This is a genomic window from Streptomyces sp. NPDC060194, assembly GCF_042728285.1.
GTDB lineage: Bacteria > Actinomycetota > Actinomycetes > Streptomycetales > Streptomycetaceae > Streptomyces.
Map to the genome: position 1 here is coordinate 15,008 of NZ_JBHWZH010000044.1, position 17,132 is coordinate 32,139.

A 17,132-nucleotide genomic window follows, 5' to 3' on the forward strand; every position below is an offset into this window, starting at 1 on the left:
GTACAGGCGGCCGGGCGCGCGGGAACGGCTCGCGCCGAGGGGGCGCGAGCCGTTCGGGGGGTGCGGGTCAGGACTCGGTGCGGGCGAAGGAGATCTCGACGCGGCGGTTCTTCTTGCGGCCCTCCTCGGTGCTGTTGTCGGCGATGGGGTAGTCCTCGCCGTAGCCGCGGACCTCGTAGGTGATGCCGGAGTCGGTCAACTCCCCCTGCAGGACGCCTTGGACGGCCTCGGCGCGCTGCTTGGAGAGCACGTCGCCGTGGGCGGACGAGCCGAGGTCGTCGGTGAAGCCGAAGACGCGGACGGTCGGGGAGTTCTGCTGCTTCTCGATCTCGTCGGCGATCAGGCCGATGCGGGCCTTCGCCTGCGCGCTGAGCTTCGCGCTGTCCTTGCCGAACAGGACCTCCGACTGGAGCGAGAACAGGATGTCCTCGTTCGTGTCCTCGCGGCGCTCCTCGCCGCCGAGGTCCTCGACGACCGTCTTGATGTCCAGCACCTTCGACGGCGCGAGCGTCGCGCCGTCCGCGAGCTTCAGGCCCGGGGCGTCCGGGTCGACCTCGACGGGGGCGGAGGCGGTGGGCGACGGGTACGGGGAGTCCCCGTCGTCCGCGGTGGCCTGCGGTGCGGCGAGGGTCCATGCGGTGAACGCGAGGGTTGTCGCGATGGCGGTCGTCGTCGCGCGAGCGCGGGCGTTCTGGGCGCGGGTCGGTGGTCGCGAGTTCCCTCTCGCGTGGGGGGTGCGCATCAGGAGAGCTCGATGGGGGCGTTGGGGAAGCCGGGGAACTGGAGGTCGACGGAGGCGGTGCCTTCGGGTGGGGCGGGGAACTGGGCGAAGAAGGGGAGGGATTCGCCGGCCTGAATTGACGGCTTGAAACTTGTCGTCGTCAGAGGCCGATTATCCGTGTCACGCAGCACGTAGTAGCGTTTCTTTCCAACGGAATCAACCAGCGTCATTCCCGCGACTGAGCGACCTTGGTTGACCACTTCGCGCTCCTCCCCGGACCACTGGACAGGGGTGGTGTAGCGCTTCCCGGAAGTATTCTTGAATTCTCCGGACACCGTGAGAAAGCCGCCGTTGTCACGCTTGGCCTCATACACGATCATCTCTATGCCGCCCTCGCCTTTGAGCCTGGCGATGGTCTGGCTGGTGTTCGGGTACGTCTTCCCATCGTCTGCAGGCTTCTCGTCAGCGTCGCGCGTCGCAGTCGCGGACTGCTGCGGTTGCGCCGGATCATCCTCACCGCCGCAGGCGGCCAAGGAGAAGGTCAGACTCGCCACCAGCAGGGAGGTTGCGCTCACCCGCCGGATGGCCCTGGGAGTCCTCGTGGTCTTCACTGCGGTTCCTTTGCGTTCGGTCGAGGGTCAGGCTTCGTCAAGGCGGACAGCGAACAGATCGGCCATGTCAGGCAGAAGATCAAGGTTCTCGGGATCGATGGGCACTTCCTCACCCTCACAGAGGAGGCTGCCCGGCGAAGGCACCTCCTCGCCATCCGGAGGCGGCTCCCCTCCTGGGTCCCCCTCCGTCGGCTCATCGGCCTTCTCGAAGGTGCACCGTGGTTCGACGACGGCCGTGGCAGTCGCCTTCGCAGCCATACCTTCCGTGCCAGGAATAACGCTGGCACCCACTGGCTGCAAGGCGTCGACCACTACCGTCGTGCCCCAACGCCCCCCGCCCGCGCCCCCACATGGCCCGAGGGCCGCATCGTTCACGGCCGCGAATGCCGCTGCCGCTCCGCAGCCGTCATCCACGGCGGGCACGACACCGTTGAAGATGTCCTCCAGGTACTCTGGATCGAGAATGTTGAGCAGCAGCTCATCTTCAAACTGATCCCTGGAATCTTGTGCGCCAGCGAGCGCGGCAGCATCCGCCGCCGACTGCGTTCCGTTCCGATTCAGATCAGCTTTCCCAAAGGCGAAAAAGACCAGCCCAAGAAAGAGCAGGCCAGCCACCGCAGTGATGTACAGCGGAGCGGCCTGCCCTGAATCACAGCGGACTCGGTGAACTATCCAGCGTCGAGGACTTCCTGAATCCGATCGGTGAAGGCATTGGCGATATCGGCGCCCACGTCGGTGTTGATCAGCGCCAGCACGATGATCACCACCAGGATGGTGATGCCGACGTACTCGATCGCTCCCTGTCCCGCGTCCCGACGCTTCCTCAGCGCGTCCACCCGCGTGTTCGCCCAGTGGCCGACGTAGACCTTGGCCGAGGTCGCGGCCCGCTGTCCCGCACTCTTCATCGTCATGGAGGGGAAGGTAGGGCCGAGCGCGGAGGGGGCGCATGGGCCCAGGGGCCCAACTGCGGGCCCATACGCGGAGTTGGGGCCGCCTACGCAAGGTGACCACCCCGCACACGGCCGCGGTCCGTGCCGAGCCATCGCGCGATCGCCTCCGCGCGGGACCCCGCGTCGAGCTTGGTGAAGATGCGGTTGATGTGGTTCTTGACCGTCTTCTCGCTGATGAAGCACGCCGCGGCGATCTGGTGGTTGGCCAGGCCGGAGACGATCAGGTCCATGATCTCCACCTCCCGTCGGCTCAACCCACCGGTTCCAGGAGACGACTGTCTCACAGCCCCTTGCGAAAGCGAAGGGATGGTGACCGAATCGAAATGAGCGTGCGACCGCTCAACATCGCTTCTTAGGCCAGGTGTTGTCGGCGCGCAAGTGCAGTTTGCGCCGCAGTGCTGTGCAGATGCAGACGGATCGCGAACGAGGGTGAGGAGGGCGTCCGCCGCGGTGGGCGTGAGGTGCGCGCGGCCGTCGTGGACGGCGCGGACCGCGGTGACGAGTTCGTCCGCGGTGAACTCGCCGTGGACGAGGTAGCCGCGGGCCCCCCGGCGGAGGGCCTCGCGGATGGTCTCGGTCTCGCGGCTGTAGGTCAGCATCAGGACGGGGGCGAGGGGGGTGAGGTGCGGGAGGGCGGCTATGCCGTCGCCGTCGGGCATGTTGACGTCGAGGAGGATCACGTCAGGGCGGGTGCGGATCGCCGCGGCGTGCGCCTCGCGGCCGTTGGTGGCCTGCGCGACGACGGTGAGGTCGTCGCGGCCGGTCAGCAGGGCGGTGAGGCCGGCGCGGACGACGGGGTTGTCGTCGGCGATCAGCGTCGACAGGGGGCGGGTCCTGGTCATGCCGGGCATGGGTCCTCCATGGGGACGGTGAGGCGGATCTCGGCTCCGGGTGGGCGGATGTCGAGGGTGGCGTTCAGTCGGGCGGCGCGTTCGGTGATGCCGAGGAGGCCGTAGTGGCCTCTCCTGCGGAGGGCGTCGGCCGGGAGGCCCCTTCCGTTGTCGCGGAACGTGACGTGGAGGTGGTCCGGCCTTACGGCGACGGTGACGGTGATCGCCGTCGCGCCGGCGTGGCGGTGGGTGTTGTCCCAGGCCTCGTTCGCGATCGCGAGGAGGGTGGTGGTGAGGTCGTCCCCGGCCGGGGTGCGGTGCGCGGTGGTGGGGGGCGCGGTGAAGGGGTCGGCCCCCGGGGCGCGGCGTTCCGGCCTTCGGCCGGTTGTTGCGCCCCCACCCGCCCCTTCCCCAAGTCCCTCCGGGCGGCGGGGGGGCGTGCCGCCCCGCAAACCCCCCTGCTCGCGGCTCCGCCGCGGATACCGGGCTTCGCCCGGCGGCCTCAACTTCCCCCAAGGTCTCGGCTTCGCTCGAGCAGGGGGTACCCCCTCGCCGGGCTGGAGTTCTTCTGCCTCAGCCGCCGGATGAGAGGACTGCGGCTGCACCGCGCCCGGACGGGGCGATGAGCAACCGCCGCAGCCCCCCTCGCACGTCACCACGTCCACCCGCACCGGCAACCCCGTGCGCGCCGTGAACGTCGTCGCCGCCGCGCGGAGGGCGGTCGGGAGGTCGGAGGGGGGTGCGGGGGTGCGGAGGTCGTCCAGCAGCAGGCGGGACTCGGCCGCGGCCTGGCGGGCGGAGGAGGCGACGAGGTCGGCGGTGGTGCGGAGGGTGGGGTCGGAGCGCGTCGCGGTGTGGGCGAGGGCGTCCGCGGCGAGGGCGAGGCCGTGGAGGGTCTTGGCGACGGAGTCGTGCATCTCGCGGGCCATGCGGGCGCGTTCGTCGGCGACGGCGAGGCGGGCGTGGGCCTCGTTGAGGGCCTGGGAGGCGGTGGTGAGGCGGAGGAGGAGGCGGCGGAGGGAGGTGCCGGCGGCGGCGGCGATGGCGCAGAGGCCGGCGACGAGGAGGGGGGTGGAGTCGGGGCCGCTGGAGTGGGCGGCGTAGGCGGCGGCGATGAGGAGGATCTGCAGGACGGCGTAGAAGGCGGCGCCGCGGGGGCCGTAGACGAGGCCGGCGAGGAGGGGGGTGCAGATGGAGACGTAGGCGAGGGTGGAGTTCGGGGAGGCGGCGAAGAGGAGGAGGGCGCCGAACAGCATGTCCATGCCGAGGAGGGCGGGGTGGCGGAGGAGGACGGGGCCGAAGCGGTCCCAGTCGCGCAGGAGGGCGTAGCTGACCATCACCGTGACGAGGACGGCGGCGCCGGTGAGCCAGGCGGTGGGGCGGTCGCGGGTGGCGGTGAGGGCGAAGGGGGTGGCGAGGGTGGTCATGGAGAGGCGGAAGCCGAAGAGGAGGCGGCACGCGGCGCTCAGGGCGTTCGCCTGGAGTTGGATGTCCACTGCGTGGGGCTCCTCTCTGGTCGTCGGGCCCCCGACGGGGGCGGCTTCGCGGCGTGCGCCGCGGGTACACGGCCTGCGGCCGCGCGGCCTCAGGCGCCGGCCGGGCTGTAGGGACCGACTGGGGTGCGGGCGGGTGGGGAGCGGTTGCCCGGCGCCGGGGTCCCGTGCCCACCCGTCCCGCCCTGCGGGACGATTGCCCACGGGCGGAACAGCGAGGCGCTGCTGCGGGCTACGAGCCGAAGAGGTCGGTGAAGTTCACCTCCGCCGCGTAGTAGAAGCCGACGCCGATGAGGATGAGCGTGGCGGGGAGCATGAAGCTGGTGACGATGAGGGTCGCTTTGGGGACGGCCTTGGAGGCCTTGCGGCGGGCGTTCTGGGCGTCGGTGCGGCGCATGTCGGTGGCGATCTGGATGAGGGTGTCGACGATGGGGGCGCCGAGTTCCTCGCCTTGTTGGAGCGCGGAGACGAACATGGAGACCTGGTCGGAGCGGTTGCGGCGGCGGAGCTGGTCGAAGGCGTCGCGGCGGCTGACGCCCATGTCCATCTGGCGCAGGGTGATGCGGAGTTCGTCGGACCAGGGGCCCTCGTACTTCTCCGCGACGCGTTCGAGGGCCTGGCGGAAGCCGAGGCCGGCGGAGACGACGACGGCGAGGACGTCGAGGAAGTCGGGGAGGGTGCGGTCGATGTCGTCCTTGCGGCGGCTGATCGCGGACCAGATGATCACGTCGGTCCAGAGCAGGCCGTAGGCGATGACGAGGGCGGCGATCAGGAGCTGCCCGTTGAGGAGCATGGCGAGCGCGGCGAGGCCGCCGAGGCCGCCGTAGAAGGCGCGGCGGGCGGCGTAGCGGTCGACGGTGAGGCCGTAGGGGTTGCCCGCCATGTCGAGCTTGCGGCGGACCTTGTTGACGCGGACGGGGCCCATCATGCGCAGGACGGCGGGGGCGTAGCGCATGCCGATGCGGTCGATGGCGGAGCCGGTCGCGGTGGTGCGGGTGGAGCCGACCTCCAGGGCGAGGACGAGGTCGGCGGGGAGCCGGGCGTCGGCGCGGTAGAGGCGGATGCCGTACAGCACCCCGTACACCGCGAGGCCCGCGAGCAGCGGGAGGAGGAGGCCGAGGTAGGGCGTGGAGACGGACATGGACACGGTGGGGGCTCCAGGTCGGGGGCGAGCGGAGGGCTGCGGGGCGGTTGACGGGCGGAGGACGGCGGGCTGCGGGGTGGGCGGCGGGCTGCGGGTGCGGCGGTTGACGGGCGGCGGGCGGCGGACGGCGGGGTGCGGGGCGGTTGACGGGCGACGGACGGCGGGGTGCGGGGCGGTTGACGGGCGACGGACGGCGGGTCGCGGGGGCGGGCGGCGGATGGCGGGCTTCGGGGGCGGCGGTTGACGGGTAGCGGGCGGTGGACAGCGGTGCGGGCTGCGGGCGGGGACAGCGGGGTGCGGGGTGGTTGACGGGCGGCGGACGGTGGGCTGTGGGGGGGGCGGTCGACGGGCGGAGGACGGTGGTCAGATGCGGACGCGGGTCAGGCGGTTGATGAAGAAGAAGCCGAGCGCGTAGAGGCTGACGGCGACGACGACGGCGATGCGGCCGAGCGTCGAGCCCGTCATGTCGTCGAGCGCGCCGTCGCGCATGCTGTTGACGAGGATCAGGAAGCCGAGGCCGAGGACGGGGACGGCGACGGCGGTCACCTTCACCTGCGAGAGCAGGGTGGTGACCTCGCGGCGGGTCTCCTTGCGTTCCTCCAGGGTGTCGGTGAGGTTGCGGAGCGAGGTGACGATCGTGCCGCCGGCGCGGTTGGAGAGGATCAACGTTGATACGAGCACGGTCAGTTCGCGCGACGGCAGGCGGTTGTTCAGCTCGTTCAGCGCGTCGTCCAGGCTGTGGCCGACCGCCAACTGGTCACTGACGCGGCGGAGTTCCGTCCGGGCCGGATCGTCCAGCTCGTCCGCGGCCATCGAGATGGCCGTGCGCAGCGCGAGGCCGGCCTGGGTGGCGTTCGCCAGCACCCGGGTCAGTTCGGGAAGTTGGTTGATGAACGCCTCCGTGCGCTTCGTCCGCTGCCAGTCCAGGAACGCCTTCGCGCCCCAGATGCCGATCAGGGCCGCGAGGAGGCCGAAGAAGGGGGCGAACACGGAGGCGGCGACCAGCGCGAGGGCCGCCAGCGCGGCGACGACGTACACCACGTACTCCGCGGGGGTCAGCGTCAGGCCCGTCGTCGCGATCCGGTTCGCGATCCCGCGCCCGAGGCGGGTCCTGCGCAGCCGGCGGTCCAGGGGGCGGAAGCGGTGCCGGCGCAGGGTGGGGATCGGGCCGGTGCTGGTGAGGCGGTCGAGGAGGTCCTCGCGCTGGGCCTTGCCCCGGGTGTAGGCGTGGAGGCCCAGGACGCCGAGGGTGCAGGCGAGGAGGGTGCCGGCGAGGACGGCGGTGGCGAGGTTCACGGGGTCCTTCCTTTCTCGCCCTGCGCGGGCGGGCGGGTTCCTGCGGGGAGGGCGCGCGGTGGCCCGAAGTCCGGCCCGGCCGGCGTCTGAGGCCACCGGGCGGAGCCCGGTACCCCGCGGCGGAGCCGCGGAGGCCGCCTTCGGCGGCGGGCGGAACTCTGGGACCGCGAACGTCGCTGCGCTGGGCACTGTGGGCTGTGCCCACCCGTGCCGCCCTGCGCCACGATTGCCCACAGCGGGGTGGGGGTGTCGTCCGTCCTGCGGCACGACCGCCCACAGCGGCGTGGGGCGTCGCACGCACTGCGGCACGACCGCCCACAGCGGGGGGGCGTCGCACGCCCTGCGGCACGATTGCCCACAGCGGAGTGGGGCACTGAAGCGGTGCCCCCGGCGCGAGGTGGGGGTGCGCATCAGCCGGGGGTGGTGCGTTGGGCGAGCTCCAGTTCGGAGTGGCCGACTCCGAACGCGGGGCTGATGGGCTCGTTGCGGAGGTAGAGGCGTTCGGCGAGGCGGCGGGGCAGCGGGTAGTACTGGAAGTGGCCGTGGATCCGGCCGTCCGCGGCCATGGGCCGCGGATGGAACCGGCAGACGGACACGATGCGGTACTCCTCGCGCCCGCGCGAGTCGATGACCGCGATCTCGGTGACGCGGCGGGTGCCGTCGGCGAACCGGGTCAGCTGGATGATGACGTCGACCGCACTGTTGATCTGGTCCTTGATCGCGACGAACGGGATCTCGACCTCGGACATCGACCCCAGCGTCTGGAGCCGCATCAGCGCGTCCTCCGCACTGTTGGCGTGGACGGTGGCGAGCGACCCGTCGTGGCCGGTCGACATCGCCTGCAGCATGTCGAGCGTCTCCCCGCCGCGGACCTCGCCGACGATGATGCGGTCGGGGCGCATCCGGAGCGAGTTCCGTACGAGGTCGCGGATGGTGATCCGGCCCTTGCCCTCGACGTTCGACGGCCGCGACTCCAGCGTGATGACGTGCGACTGCTGGAGCCGCAGCTCCGCGGAGTCCTCGATGGTGACGATCCGCTCGCCGTCGGGGATCAGCGCGGACAGCGCGTTGAGGAGCGTGGTCTTGCCGGTGCCGGTCGCCCCGGAGACGATCAGGTTGAACTTGGCCCGCACCAGGCCCGCGAGCAGCAGCAGCATCTGGTCGTCGAGCGTGCCGAGGCCGATCATCTCCTGCAGCGTGTACGCGCGGGGGAAGCGGCGGATGGTGAGGATCGGGCCGGTCAGGGACAGCGGCGGGATGATCACGTTCACGCGCTCGCCCGACGGCAGGCGCGCGTCGACCATCGGATTCGCCTCGTCCACGCGGCGGTTGACCGTCGAGACGATGCGTTCGATCGTCTGCATCAGCTGTTCCGTCGAGGTGAACCGCATCTGCGGGAGGTGCTCCAGGCGGCCGGCGCGCTCGACGAACACCTGGTCGGGGCCGTTCACCATGATCTCGCTGATGGAGGCGTCCTCCAGGAGCGGTTCCAGGATGCCGAGGCCCAGGGACTCGTCCACCACGCGGCGGATGAGCACGCCGCGTTCGTGCGTGCTCAGGACGGGGCCCTCGCGGCTGATGATGTGCCCCAGCACGCGTTCGAGGCGGGCGCGGCGGTCGGTCGTCGTCAGCGCGGACATCTCCGCGAGGTCGATCTCCTCGAGGAGTTTCGTGCGGTAGGTGTGGACGAGGTGGTTCGCCTCGTCGCTGGCGCGGGGGGTGCGGGCCTGCGGGTCGGTGGGGATGCGGGATCGCAGGCTCATGGGTGCGTGGCCTTTCCGTCGTGCGGGGGGAGGGACGGCGGGCGGGACGTCATGGCGCGTCCGGGTCGTCGACGGGCATGGTGACCGTGCGGGAGGTGGTGCCGATGGCGATGCCGGGGAGGAGGTCGGGGACCTGGAGGGTGACGGTGACGGTCGCCTGGTCGCCTGCGGGGCCGCCCGCGACCCCCACCGCGCCGAGGAAGTCGCTGACCGCCGCCTCCGCCGCGGCCTGCGGGGTCGTGTCCGCGTCCTCCGGGTCGAGGGAGGCCACCCGCGCCGCCGCGCGCGCCGCGGACCCCGCCTGCTGGGATGCGTACACCGCCACCCCCAGCTGCACCGCGCCGAGCGCGACGATCAGCAGGATCGGCAGCATCGCGACGAACTCCAGCGACACCTGCCCCCGGTCGCGCGGCGCGCGCCGCGTGCCCGCGCTCACGGGGCCTGCTCCAGCGCCGCGGCGGACTCCGCGTCGACGGTGATGTCGATGGTGGGCCCGCCCGGGAAGAGCAGCGGCGCCCGCACCGCCGCGGAGGCGTTCGCGAGCCCGCCTCCCTGCGCACAGCCCAGGTCGCCCTCCCAGGAGCCGAGGTCCTCGCGGCCGGCCGCGTCCCAGTCGCCGTCGACGGCGCAGACGCGGGCGACCTTGTCAGCGGCGTTCCCGGCGAGGACGAAGGTGTAGCCGACGAGGACGGCCTGCCACAGGATGGCGAGCACGAGCAGGATGACGGGGCCCATCACGGCGAACTCGATCGACACCTGCCCCCGGTCGCGCCCGGCGCGGGCGCGGGGCGTTCTCTGCGGTGGGCCCCCACCCGGGGCTCCGCCCCGGACCCCCTCCGGCCTGCGGCCGGGTACGCGGCCGCGCCGCGGGAGGCAGACCGCGGTGGGCGCAAACGGTCGCTTGACGCCCGGCACTGTGGGCTGTGCCCACCCTTCCCCAAGCTCTCGGCTTCGCTCGAGCAGGGGAGACCCCACTCGCCCTGCGGCACGATTGCCCACAGCAGGTGGGGCGTGCTCGGGCGGCAGGGGGCCGTAAAGGTCAGGATTCCGCACCGGGATCGGTCTCCTTTCGGCGGCGGAGGGTGAGGGCGCCGCGGTCGCCCTTGAGGCGGGCGCTGTGGCGGGCGTCGCGGGGGCGGACGAGGGAGAGTTCGCCGGCGAGAGCCCAGAGGGCCTGTTTGACGGTGGACTTCGCGTCGAGGTCCTGGAGCCGACCCGCGTCGACGACCGCGGCGAGTTCCTTGAACGCCGCGGGGACGGTGACGGGGGCGACCTTGGTGCCGGTGATGCGCTGGATGAGCGCGGGCTGGATCTCGGTCGCCCTGTTGTGGCGGTTGACGACGGAGAGCGTGTCGGCGGCCTTGCGGACGGAGAGCCGCTCCCACAGCCGGACGACGCGCTTGGCGGCGCGGACGGCGACGACGTCCGGCGTGGTGACCAGCAGCGCCAGGTCGGCCATCTCGACCGCGGCGGCGTTCGCGCTGGTCACCTGCGTGCCGCAGTCGACGAGGACGACCTCGTAGCGGGTGCGCAGCGCGCTGAGGATCTGCCGGACGGACCGGTCGGTGACCTCCTCGCCGCGCTCGCCCTCCGCCGGGGCGAGGAGCAGCGAGACGCCGCTCTCGTGCTGGAAGAGCGCGTCCTGCAGCACGCGGGGGCTGATGTCCTGGATGCCGGCGAGGTCGACGATGGAGCGGCGGAAGCGGACGTCGAGGTAGGAGGCGACGTCGCCGGCCTGCAGGTCGAGGTCGACGAGTGCGGCGGTGCGGCCCGACGCCCGTGCGGCGAGCGCGAGTTGGACGGCGGTGAAGGTGGTGCCGACGCCGCCCTTCGCACCGGTGACGGTCACCACCGACCCGCCGGGCCCGTGCTGGATCTCCGGGCTGTGCCCGAGGTGGCGCCGCACGCCCGTGGACCACGCGGCGGACGCCTGGACGCGGTTGGCCAACTCCTCGTAGGAGATGGGCAGGGCGACGATCCCGCGCGCGCCGGAGTCCATCGCGGCGGCGAAGAGTCCGGGCGCGGTGTCGGAGGCGATGAGGATGACGCCGACCGCGGGGAAGCGCAGAGCGACCTCCCGGATCAGCTCCAACGCCGGTACGGGGCCGATGCGTTCGTGGACGAGGACGGTCTCGGGCAGTTCGTCGAGGGACTCCCCCGCCAGCCGGGCGAGGGTGTCGATGAGGGCGGTGGAGTCGTGGAGCGGGGGCAGCGGCTCGGCGTCCGGGAGCTGGTGGAGCAGGGTCGTCACCGAGCGGGCGACGTCGGGGTCGGCGATCGCCGGGAGGATCCGCGTGGTCATCGGCGTGTTCCTCAGCTGTCGGATTCGAGGCGGTAGGAGCGTTCCTTGTCGCCGATCGCGTTGGCGCTGTCGGGGGCGAGGAGGGCGAGCCGGACGTTCTCCGCGAACGACTCGGCGTAGGCGACGCGTTGGGCGTCAAGGGTGTCGAGGGCGAAGGTGATGGGGACGGCCTCGCGGGCGGTGGTGCGGGCGGCGCCGCTCTTCGGTTTCTCGAGCGAGGTGAGCCGGCCGACGTCGATCACCCGCGCGCCGGTGACGATGATCCGCGAGACGGACGTCGCTTTGGCGTCCTGGCGCTCGTTCCCGGCGAACGTGGCGTAGATGTTGACGGCGTTGCCCGGGCGTATCTTTCCGGCCACGCCGGTCGCCGCGTCGATCATGATCGCGATCTCCTGCTCGCCGGACTGCAGTTCCGGCCGCGCGACGATCATGTCCCGCTGGAGGAGCGAGCCCTTGGCGAGCTTGGTGACGGCGATCTTCCCGTTGATCTCCGTCAGCCGCTCGACCGCGGTGTCGGAGAGCCAGCGCCGCGGCATCTCGATCCGCTCGAACTGGTCCGCGCTGAGCGTGGTGTACGGCTCGACGTCCCGCTTGAGCTGGTACGCCGTGACCTCGGGCCCGACCTTCGACTTCGCGTCGCTGATGACGGACAGCACGCCGGCGAAGGCCCCCAGGGCGCAGAGGATCGAGAGGATGAGGAGTATGACGCCGCGGCGCTGGCGTGAGTTCATGAGCGGCTTGACCTCGTTCGGGGGGCTCGGTCTTTACGGGGCGGGCGGTCGGTCGGGCGGCGGGTCGTCGGGGGTCGGGGCGGGGGACGGGCGGTGGTTCGGTCGCGTCGTCCCGTGCGGCGGTTCACGTGCGGTGGGGCTGCGGCGCTCGCACGCCGGCTTCGGCGGCCGGCACGGGCGAGGTGCAGAACCCGCAGCGATCGCCGATGAGTTGCATCCCGCACCAGTGGCAGTCGTCGCGGCGGACCGAGGCGACCAGCTGGTACAGGACGGAGATGTCGGGGATGTGGGCGACGAACTCGACCAGCCGGCCCGTCCCCCACCAGCCCGGGGAGGCCTCCGGCAGCTCCGCCTCCACCACCCGCCGCACCCGCCAGGCGGGCGCCAGCGTCTCGTGCACCCAGGTGGCGGGCAGCTGGCCGGCGGCGACCAGCAGGTCGGTGGCGTAGGCGGGGCCGGTCAGCTCGGTCCCGGGGTCCTTGGCGGCGACCCTCGTGAGCTGCGGCTCAGGCCCCGACACCACCGCGAACGTGGCGCCCGGCATCCAGGACTTCGCGTGCGACTTGAGGGTGACCGGGACGCGGTCGAGCCGGGCGACGGAGTTCAGGTGCGCGCCCGTGTACAGGTAGTACGGGAGCAGGTGGGCGGCGGAGGCGAGCACCCCCGGGGAGAAGTCGCACACGGTCAGCTGCCTCAGCTGGCGGGCGAGGACCGCGACCCCGAGCGGCGGCAGCGGGAGCCTGACCAGGGCGACCCGGTCGGTCTCCAGCATCGCGCGCAGGGTGTGCAGCCGCCGCTCGTGCGCGAGGGGGAGGCTGTCGGGGTAGGCGACGACGACGTGGCCGTGCTGCTCGACGAGCTGGTGCAGGTCCGCGAGGCCGTGCTCCAGGGGGCGGTCCTCCGGCGCCCTGAGGACGGCGGCGGTCGGGGTCTGGGGGTCGGTCGGGGGGAGCACCAGGTCCGCACTGGTGACTGCCACAGCGGTCATCACGTGAACATCCCCCGTCGTTCCACGGCATCCCCTGACCCTCGGGGTGCCGCTGCCGTCCCAGCCGTCACATTCGCCACAACGGCCCCGCCGAATTTCGATCTTCGCCGTTCCGGTACCGCGCACCGCCCGCCGTGCACGGCGTGCACCGCGGCATCAGCACTTTAGCCACGACTTATGCACGGGAGAACCCACTTCCGATTTCCCGCGCGGTACGACCTGGACCGGAATGGGCCGGTAAACCGCCAAGTGAGGCCGCAACAGGCCCTGTTGTGGTGGTCACAGCGTTCGCGACCGGTGAATCCTGAACGGAATTGAGAGACCCCCCGGTACGGGAATGATCAATTCCGGCCGGGCGGCACCCGCTTTCCGGACAGATCATTCCGGCGAATACCGATGGCCGAAACCAGAGATTGAACGGACCCCTTCCTGGGCACTGCGGCCGGGCGCGGCGGTCCGCACGGGAGGGCTTGACAGCCGCATTGGTCTGGACCAAATTATGCGCACCGACTCCCCCACAGGAGTGCAGCAACTCCCCTCCCGGAGGCCGCACATGACCACCCCCGCCCCCCGTTCCCCCCGCAGGCGCAGACTCGCCGCCGGCCTGGCCGTCGTCACCACCGGCGCGCTGACGCTCGCCGGGCTCACCGCCACCACCGCGGCCGCCGCGGACATCAACGTCGCCAAGAACGCGGGCTTCGAGTCCGGGCTGAGCAACTGGACCTGCTCCGCCGGCAGCGGCACGGCGGTCTCCTCCCCCGCCCGCACCGGCGCGGGCGCGCTGCGCGGCACGCCGTCCGGGCAGGACAACGCGAGGTGCACGCAGACCGTCGCCGTGAAGCCCGACTCGACCTACGCGCTGTCCGGTTGGTTCCAGGGCGCCTACGCCTACCTCGGCGTCTCCGGCACCGGCACCACCGACGTCTCCACCTGGACGCCGGGCGCGAGCAGCTGGCAGCAGCTGAGCACCAGCTTCCGCACCGGGGCGAACACCACGTCGGTGACGCTCTACACGCACGGCTGGTACGGGCAGTCGCCGTACTACGCCGACGACCTGCGGGTCTTCGGCCCCGACGGGGGCGGCGGCACCGACCCCGGCCCGGACCCGGTCGTCGTGCCGGCGGCCCCCACCGGGCTCGCCGTCGGCTCCCCCACCACCACCTCGCTCGGGCTGACCTGGTCGCCGGTCTCCAACGCGACCGGCTACAACGTCTACCGGGGCGGCACCAAGGTCCTGTCCACCACCGGCGCCTCCGCGACCGTCACCGGACTGACCGCGGACACCTCGTACAGCTTCCAGGTCACGGCGACCAACGCGGCGGGCGAGTCGGTGAAGTCCTCCTCCGTGAGCGGGCGCACCGCGGCGAGCGGCGGGGGCGGGGGCGACAACCCGGCCGTCCCGAAGCACGCGCTGACCGGGTACTGGCAGAACTTCGACAACGGGGCGACCGTCCAGAAGCTGCGGGACGTGCAGGCGCAGTACGACATCATCGCCGTCTCGTTCGCCGACTCCACGGCCACGCCCGGGCAGATCGTCTTCAACCTCGACCCGGCCCTCAAGTACGGGTCCGTCGCGGAGTTCAAGTCCGACATCGCCGCGAAGAAGGCGGCCGGGAAGTCGGTCGTCATCTCCGTCGGCGGCGAGAAGGGGAACGTCACCATCAACAGTGACGCCTCCGCCACGGCGTTCGCGAACAGCGCGTACGCGCTGATGCAGGAGTACGGCTTCAGCGGGGTCGACATCGACCTCGAGCACGGCATCAACTCGACGTACCTGACGAAGGCGCTGCGGCAGTTGCAGGCCAAGGCCCCCGGCTACGTCCTCACGATGGCACCGCAGACCATCGACATGCAGTCGACGTCCAGCGAGTACTTCAAGCTGGCGCTCAACGTCAAGGACATCCTGACCGTCGTCAACATGCAGTACTACAACAGCGGTTCGATGATGGGCTGCGACCAGAAGGTCTACTCCCAGGGCTCCGTCGACTTCCTCACCGCGCTCGCCTGCATCCAGCTGGAGGGCGGGCTCGACCCCTCGCAGGTCGGCATCGGCGTCCCCGCCTCCACCCGCGGCGCGGGCAGCGGCTACGTCGCCCCGTCCGTCGTCAACGCCGCGCTCGACTGCCTCACCCGGGGCACCAACTGCGGCTCCTTCAAGCCGGCCCGCACGTACCCCTCGCTCCGTGGCGCCATGACCTGGTCCACGAACTGGGATGCGACGGCGGGCAACGCGTGGTCGAACGCGGTCGGGCCGCACGTCCACAACCTCCCCTAGCGGGGGCCCTCCGAATGTGCGTCCCCCGGGGTCGACGATCCGTCCCCCGGGGGCCGCGCGCGCCTTGGGCGGCGGGCAACGCGGCCGTCGCGGCTCCGCCGCGGGTGCACGGGCTGCGCCCGCGCGGCCTCAAACGCCGGCCGGGCTGAAAGGGGGCATGCTGTGGGCCATCGCCCCGCACAGGCGTTTCGCGGCTCCGCCGCGCGTACCGGGCTCCGCCCGGTGGCCTCAAACGCCGGCCGGGCTGCGTCCTCGCGGGGCTACTCCTCGGGCTCCCAGGCGATCAGCCGCTCGAAGACCCGCCGGTCGCCCTGGACCTCCAGGTCGCTCGGCGTGCGGCGGCCCCAGACGAACAGGAGCAGCTCCTCGGCCGTGCCGGTGGCCGAGACGGACGGGGGTGCCGCGGCGGGCGGGAGGGGTGCGGGCCAGGCGCCGGTGCCGTCGAGTGCGAGGAGCCAGGAGCGGCCTTCGGTGGCGTGGTAGTGGACGGCGGCGGGCTCGTGCGGCCAGGCCGCCGGGGTGGAGTTGCAGGTGTCGAGGAACTCCGCGACGCCGTCGATCGCGATGTCCGACGGCATCGGCTCTGCGGCGCCGGCGGCGAGTTGGGCGTCGTAGGTGTGCACCAGCACCTCGTGGACCCGGCGCCGGGCGACGGCCCAGGCGTTCGCCGGGGACACGCCCGCGCTCCACCACGTCCAGCACCCGCGTTCCGGGCCGACCTCACGCAGCGCGCTCATCAGCAGCTCGTTCGACTCGGCGTACCAGGCCGTCAGCGCCTCGCGCTCGCGCGGCGCCGCCGCGGTGTCCTTGGCCGGCGGGCCCTCGGCCGGGCCCGCGGCGACGACCGCGGCCCACCAGCGCTGGCCCGTCCCCAGGTGCTGCACCAGGTCGAACAGCGTCCACTCCGGGCAGGACGGCACCGGCACGTCGACGTCGGGCGCGGCGGCCACCGCACGCAGGAACGCGGCCGACCGCTCGTCGATCAGCCGCAGCAGGGTGGCGAAGTCAAGTCTCTCTGTCACGTCGCCTCCCTATCACCCCCGCTCGCCCGACCGCCCGCGCTTTTCGGGCCGGTCACCGCGAGGTCAACGAGGCGTAGGGCGGCGGCGGTCGGCCGGGGCGAGGGCCACGGTGAGGCGGTCCAGCAGGTCGCCCGTCAGGGGGTGGGGGTCGTGGCGCGGGGTGAGGGCGAAGATGCCGCGGACCGGGGGGTCGGTGAGGGGGACGGTGGTGATGTCGGGGCGCAGCGCGCGGGTGAGGGAGCCGGGGGCCAGGGCGATCGCGTGGCCGGTGGCGACGAGGGCGAGCTTGCCGGGGAGGTCGGCGGCGGGGAGGGCGATGTGCGGGGTGAAGCCGGCGCGGGCGGCGTGCCGGTGGAGCAGCGCGGCGGAGCCGTCGTTGTCCTCGGTCCAGGTCTCGTGGGCCAGTGACCGGAGGGGCAGGGGGCCGCTCCCGGCGCGCGGGTGGGTGGTGGGGAGGACGACGACCAGCTCGTCCTGACCGAGGTGGCGCCGGTCGATCCGGGGGTCGACGGTGAGGCCCGGTGGGGCGTCGGTGACGACGGCGACGTCGAGGTGGCCCGCGAGCAGGCGCTCGTGGAGGTGGGCGCTGAGTCCGGGCGTCAGGCTCCACGGGGTCGGCCCGCCGTCCTCCAGCAGGGCCTTGACCGCCTCGGGGACGATGCCCGCGGCGAGGGACGGCGTCGCTCCGACGGCGAGGGTGCGGGCGGGCGCCCCGTTGAGGGCGTTCCGGGCGGCGCGGACGGCGCGGTCGGCCTCGTCGAGCGTGGCGACGGCGTGGCGCCGGAACACCTCGCCGGCCGGTGTCGGGCGCACCCCGCGCGCGTGGCGCTCCACCAGGGGCACGCCGAGTGCGCGTTCGAGGCCGGCGATCTGCCGGGAGAGCGCGGACTGCGTACGGTGCAGCTCGGCCGCCGCCGCGGACAGCGAACCGAGCCGGCACACCGTCACGAAACTCCGCCACACCGTCAGGTCCACGCGGGCAGTATGCCGCGCGGTATGCGCGGGC

17 protein-coding genes are annotated in these 17,132 nt (G+C 72.4%); 1 reads left to right on the forward strand and 16 read right to left on the reverse strand.

All coding sequences use genetic code 11. The annotated features are described in order from the left end of the window. Positions 1-67 precede the first annotated feature (67 nt). The 14 genes from ACFWEG_RS12625 to ACFWEG_RS12690 all read right to left on the reverse strand — a co-directional run bounded on the left by ACFWEG_RS12625 (position 68) and on the right by ACFWEG_RS12690 (position 12,829). Entirely contained in the window at positions 68-742 is a 675-nt protein-coding gene (locus ACFWEG_RS12625; protein WP_387213007.1) for an OmpA family protein, read from the reverse strand. Next, on the reverse strand, positions 742-1,332 hold the full coding sequence (locus ACFWEG_RS12630) for a hypothetical protein (protein WP_387213010.1): 591 nt from the start codon (positions 1,330-1,332) through the stop codon (positions 742-744). The genes ACFWEG_RS12625 and ACFWEG_RS12630 overlap by 1 nt, the downstream gene beginning before the upstream one ends. A 27-nt stretch (positions 1,333-1,359) precedes the next feature. Continuing rightward, on the reverse strand, positions 1,360-2,004 hold the full coding sequence (locus ACFWEG_RS12635; RefSeq protein ID WP_387213094.1) for a pilus assembly protein TadG-related protein: 645 nt from the start codon (positions 2,002-2,004) through the stop codon (positions 1,360-1,362). Continuing rightward, on the reverse strand, positions 2,001-2,243 hold the full coding sequence (locus ACFWEG_RS12640) for a hypothetical protein (RefSeq protein WP_387213097.1): 243 nt from the start codon (positions 2,241-2,243) through the stop codon (positions 2,001-2,003). Before ACFWEG_RS12640 ends, ACFWEG_RS12635 begins: the two co-directional genes overlap by 4 nt. An 83-nt stretch (positions 2,244-2,326) precedes the next feature. Next, entirely contained in the window at positions 2,327-3,124 is a 798-nt protein-coding gene (locus ACFWEG_RS12645; protein WP_387213013.1) for a response regulator, read from the reverse strand. Further along, entirely contained in the window at positions 3,121-4,608 is a 1,488-nt protein-coding gene (locus tag ACFWEG_RS12650; RefSeq protein ID WP_387213016.1) for a sensor histidine kinase, read from the reverse strand. The genes ACFWEG_RS12645 and ACFWEG_RS12650 overlap by 4 nt, the downstream gene beginning before the upstream one ends. Before the next feature lie 229 nt (positions 4,609-4,837). Next, positions 4,838-5,746, reverse strand: a complete 909-nt coding sequence (locus ACFWEG_RS12655) for a DUF5936 domain-containing protein (protein ID WP_387213019.1) — start codon at positions 5,744-5,746, stop codon at positions 4,838-4,840. A 366-nt stretch (positions 5,747-6,112) separates the two neighbouring features. Continuing rightward, a complete protein-coding gene (locus tag ACFWEG_RS12660) occupies positions 6,113-7,045 on the reverse strand; it encodes a type II secretion system F family protein (protein ID WP_387213022.1) in 933 nt (310 codons plus the stop codon). Positions 7,046-7,455: 410 nt separating this feature from the next. Beyond that, positions 7,456-8,808 (reverse strand): CpaF family protein, encoded by a 1,353-nt coding sequence (locus tag ACFWEG_RS12665; protein ID WP_387213025.1) that lies wholly within the window; start codon positions 8,806-8,808, stop codon positions 7,456-7,458. 49 nt (positions 8,809-8,857) lie between these two features. Continuing rightward, entirely contained in the window at positions 8,858-9,244 is a 387-nt protein-coding gene (locus ACFWEG_RS12670; protein ID WP_387213028.1) for a TadE/TadG family type IV pilus assembly protein, read from the reverse strand. Then, positions 9,241-9,564, reverse strand: a complete 324-nt coding sequence (locus tag ACFWEG_RS12675; RefSeq protein WP_387213031.1) for a pilus assembly protein — start codon at positions 9,562-9,564, stop codon at positions 9,241-9,243. The genes ACFWEG_RS12670 and ACFWEG_RS12675 overlap by 4 nt, the downstream gene beginning before the upstream one ends. A 283-nt stretch (positions 9,565-9,847) precedes the next feature. After that, entirely contained in the window at positions 9,848-11,110 is a 1,263-nt protein-coding gene (locus ACFWEG_RS12680) for a CpaE family protein (protein ID WP_387213034.1), read from the reverse strand. 11 nt (positions 11,111-11,121) lie between these two features. Continuing rightward, on the reverse strand, positions 11,122-11,841 hold the full coding sequence (gene cpaB / locus ACFWEG_RS12685; protein ID WP_387213037.1) for a Flp pilus assembly protein CpaB: 720 nt from the start codon (positions 11,839-11,841) through the stop codon (positions 11,122-11,124). A 124-nt stretch (positions 11,842-11,965) separates the two neighbouring features. Next, the gene (locus tag ACFWEG_RS12690) at positions 11,966-12,829 is read right to left on the reverse strand and encodes a hypothetical protein (RefSeq protein ID WP_387213039.1); all 864 of its coding nucleotides are present in this window, start codon (positions 12,827-12,829) and stop codon (positions 11,966-11,968) included. A 553-nt stretch (positions 12,830-13,382) separates the two neighbouring features. On the opposite strand from ACFWEG_RS12690, the gene ACFWEG_RS12695 reads away from it, so the two are divergent. Next, positions 13,383-15,104, forward strand: a complete 1,722-nt coding sequence (locus ACFWEG_RS12695; RefSeq protein ID WP_387213042.1) for a chitinase — start codon at positions 13,383-13,385, stop codon at positions 15,102-15,104. A gap of 260 nt (positions 15,105-15,364) precedes the next feature. On the opposite strand, the gene ACFWEG_RS12700 is transcribed toward ACFWEG_RS12695, so the two are convergent. Continuing rightward, the gene (locus tag ACFWEG_RS12700) at positions 15,365-16,126 is read right to left on the reverse strand and encodes a maleylpyruvate isomerase family mycothiol-dependent enzyme (RefSeq protein ID WP_387213044.1); all 762 of its coding nucleotides are present in this window, start codon (positions 16,124-16,126) and stop codon (positions 15,365-15,367) included. A 63-nt stretch (positions 16,127-16,189) separates the two neighbouring features. Then, the gene (locus ACFWEG_RS12705) at positions 16,190-17,101 is read right to left on the reverse strand and encodes a LysR family transcriptional regulator (RefSeq protein ID WP_387213048.1); all 912 of its coding nucleotides are present in this window, start codon (positions 17,099-17,101) and stop codon (positions 16,190-16,192) included. Positions 17,102-17,132 lie beyond the last annotated feature (31 nt).

Bases quoted from the DNA above. Each gene is read 5' to 3' on its own strand.
- ACFWEG_RS12640 (WP_387213097.1), bottom strand. From the start codon at position 2,243: ATGACGATGAAGAGTGCGGGACAGCGGGCCGCGACCTCGGCCAAGGTC.
- ACFWEG_RS12695 (WP_387213042.1), top strand. From the start codon at position 13,383: ATGACCACCCCCGCCCCCCGTTCCCCCCGCAGGCGCAGACTCGCCGCC.
- ACFWEG_RS12680 (WP_387213034.1), bottom strand. From the start codon at position 11,110: ATGACCACGCGGATCCTCCCGGCGATCGCCGACCCCGACGTCGCCCGC.
- ACFWEG_RS12645 (WP_387213013.1), bottom strand. From the start codon at position 3,124: ATGACCAGGACCCGCCCCCTGTCGACGCTGATCGCCGACGACAACCCC.
- ACFWEG_RS12665 (WP_387213025.1), bottom strand. From the start codon at position 8,808: ATGAGCCTGCGATCCCGCATCCCCACCGACCCGCAGGCCCGCACCCCC.
- ACFWEG_RS12625 (WP_387213007.1), bottom strand. From the start codon at position 742: ATGCGCACCCCCCACGCGAGAGGGAACTCGCGACCACCGACCCGCGCC.
- ACFWEG_RS12690 (WP_387213039.1), bottom strand. From the start codon at position 12,829: ATGACCGCTGTGGCAGTCACCAGTGCGGACCTGGTGCTCCCCCCGACC.
- ACFWEG_RS12655 (WP_387213019.1), bottom strand. From the start codon at position 5,746: ATGTCCGTCTCCACGCCCTACCTCGGCCTCCTCCTCCCGCTGCTCGCG.
- cpaB (WP_387213037.1), bottom strand. From the start codon at position 11,841: ATGAACTCACGCCAGCGCCGCGGCGTCATACTCCTCATCCTCTCGATC.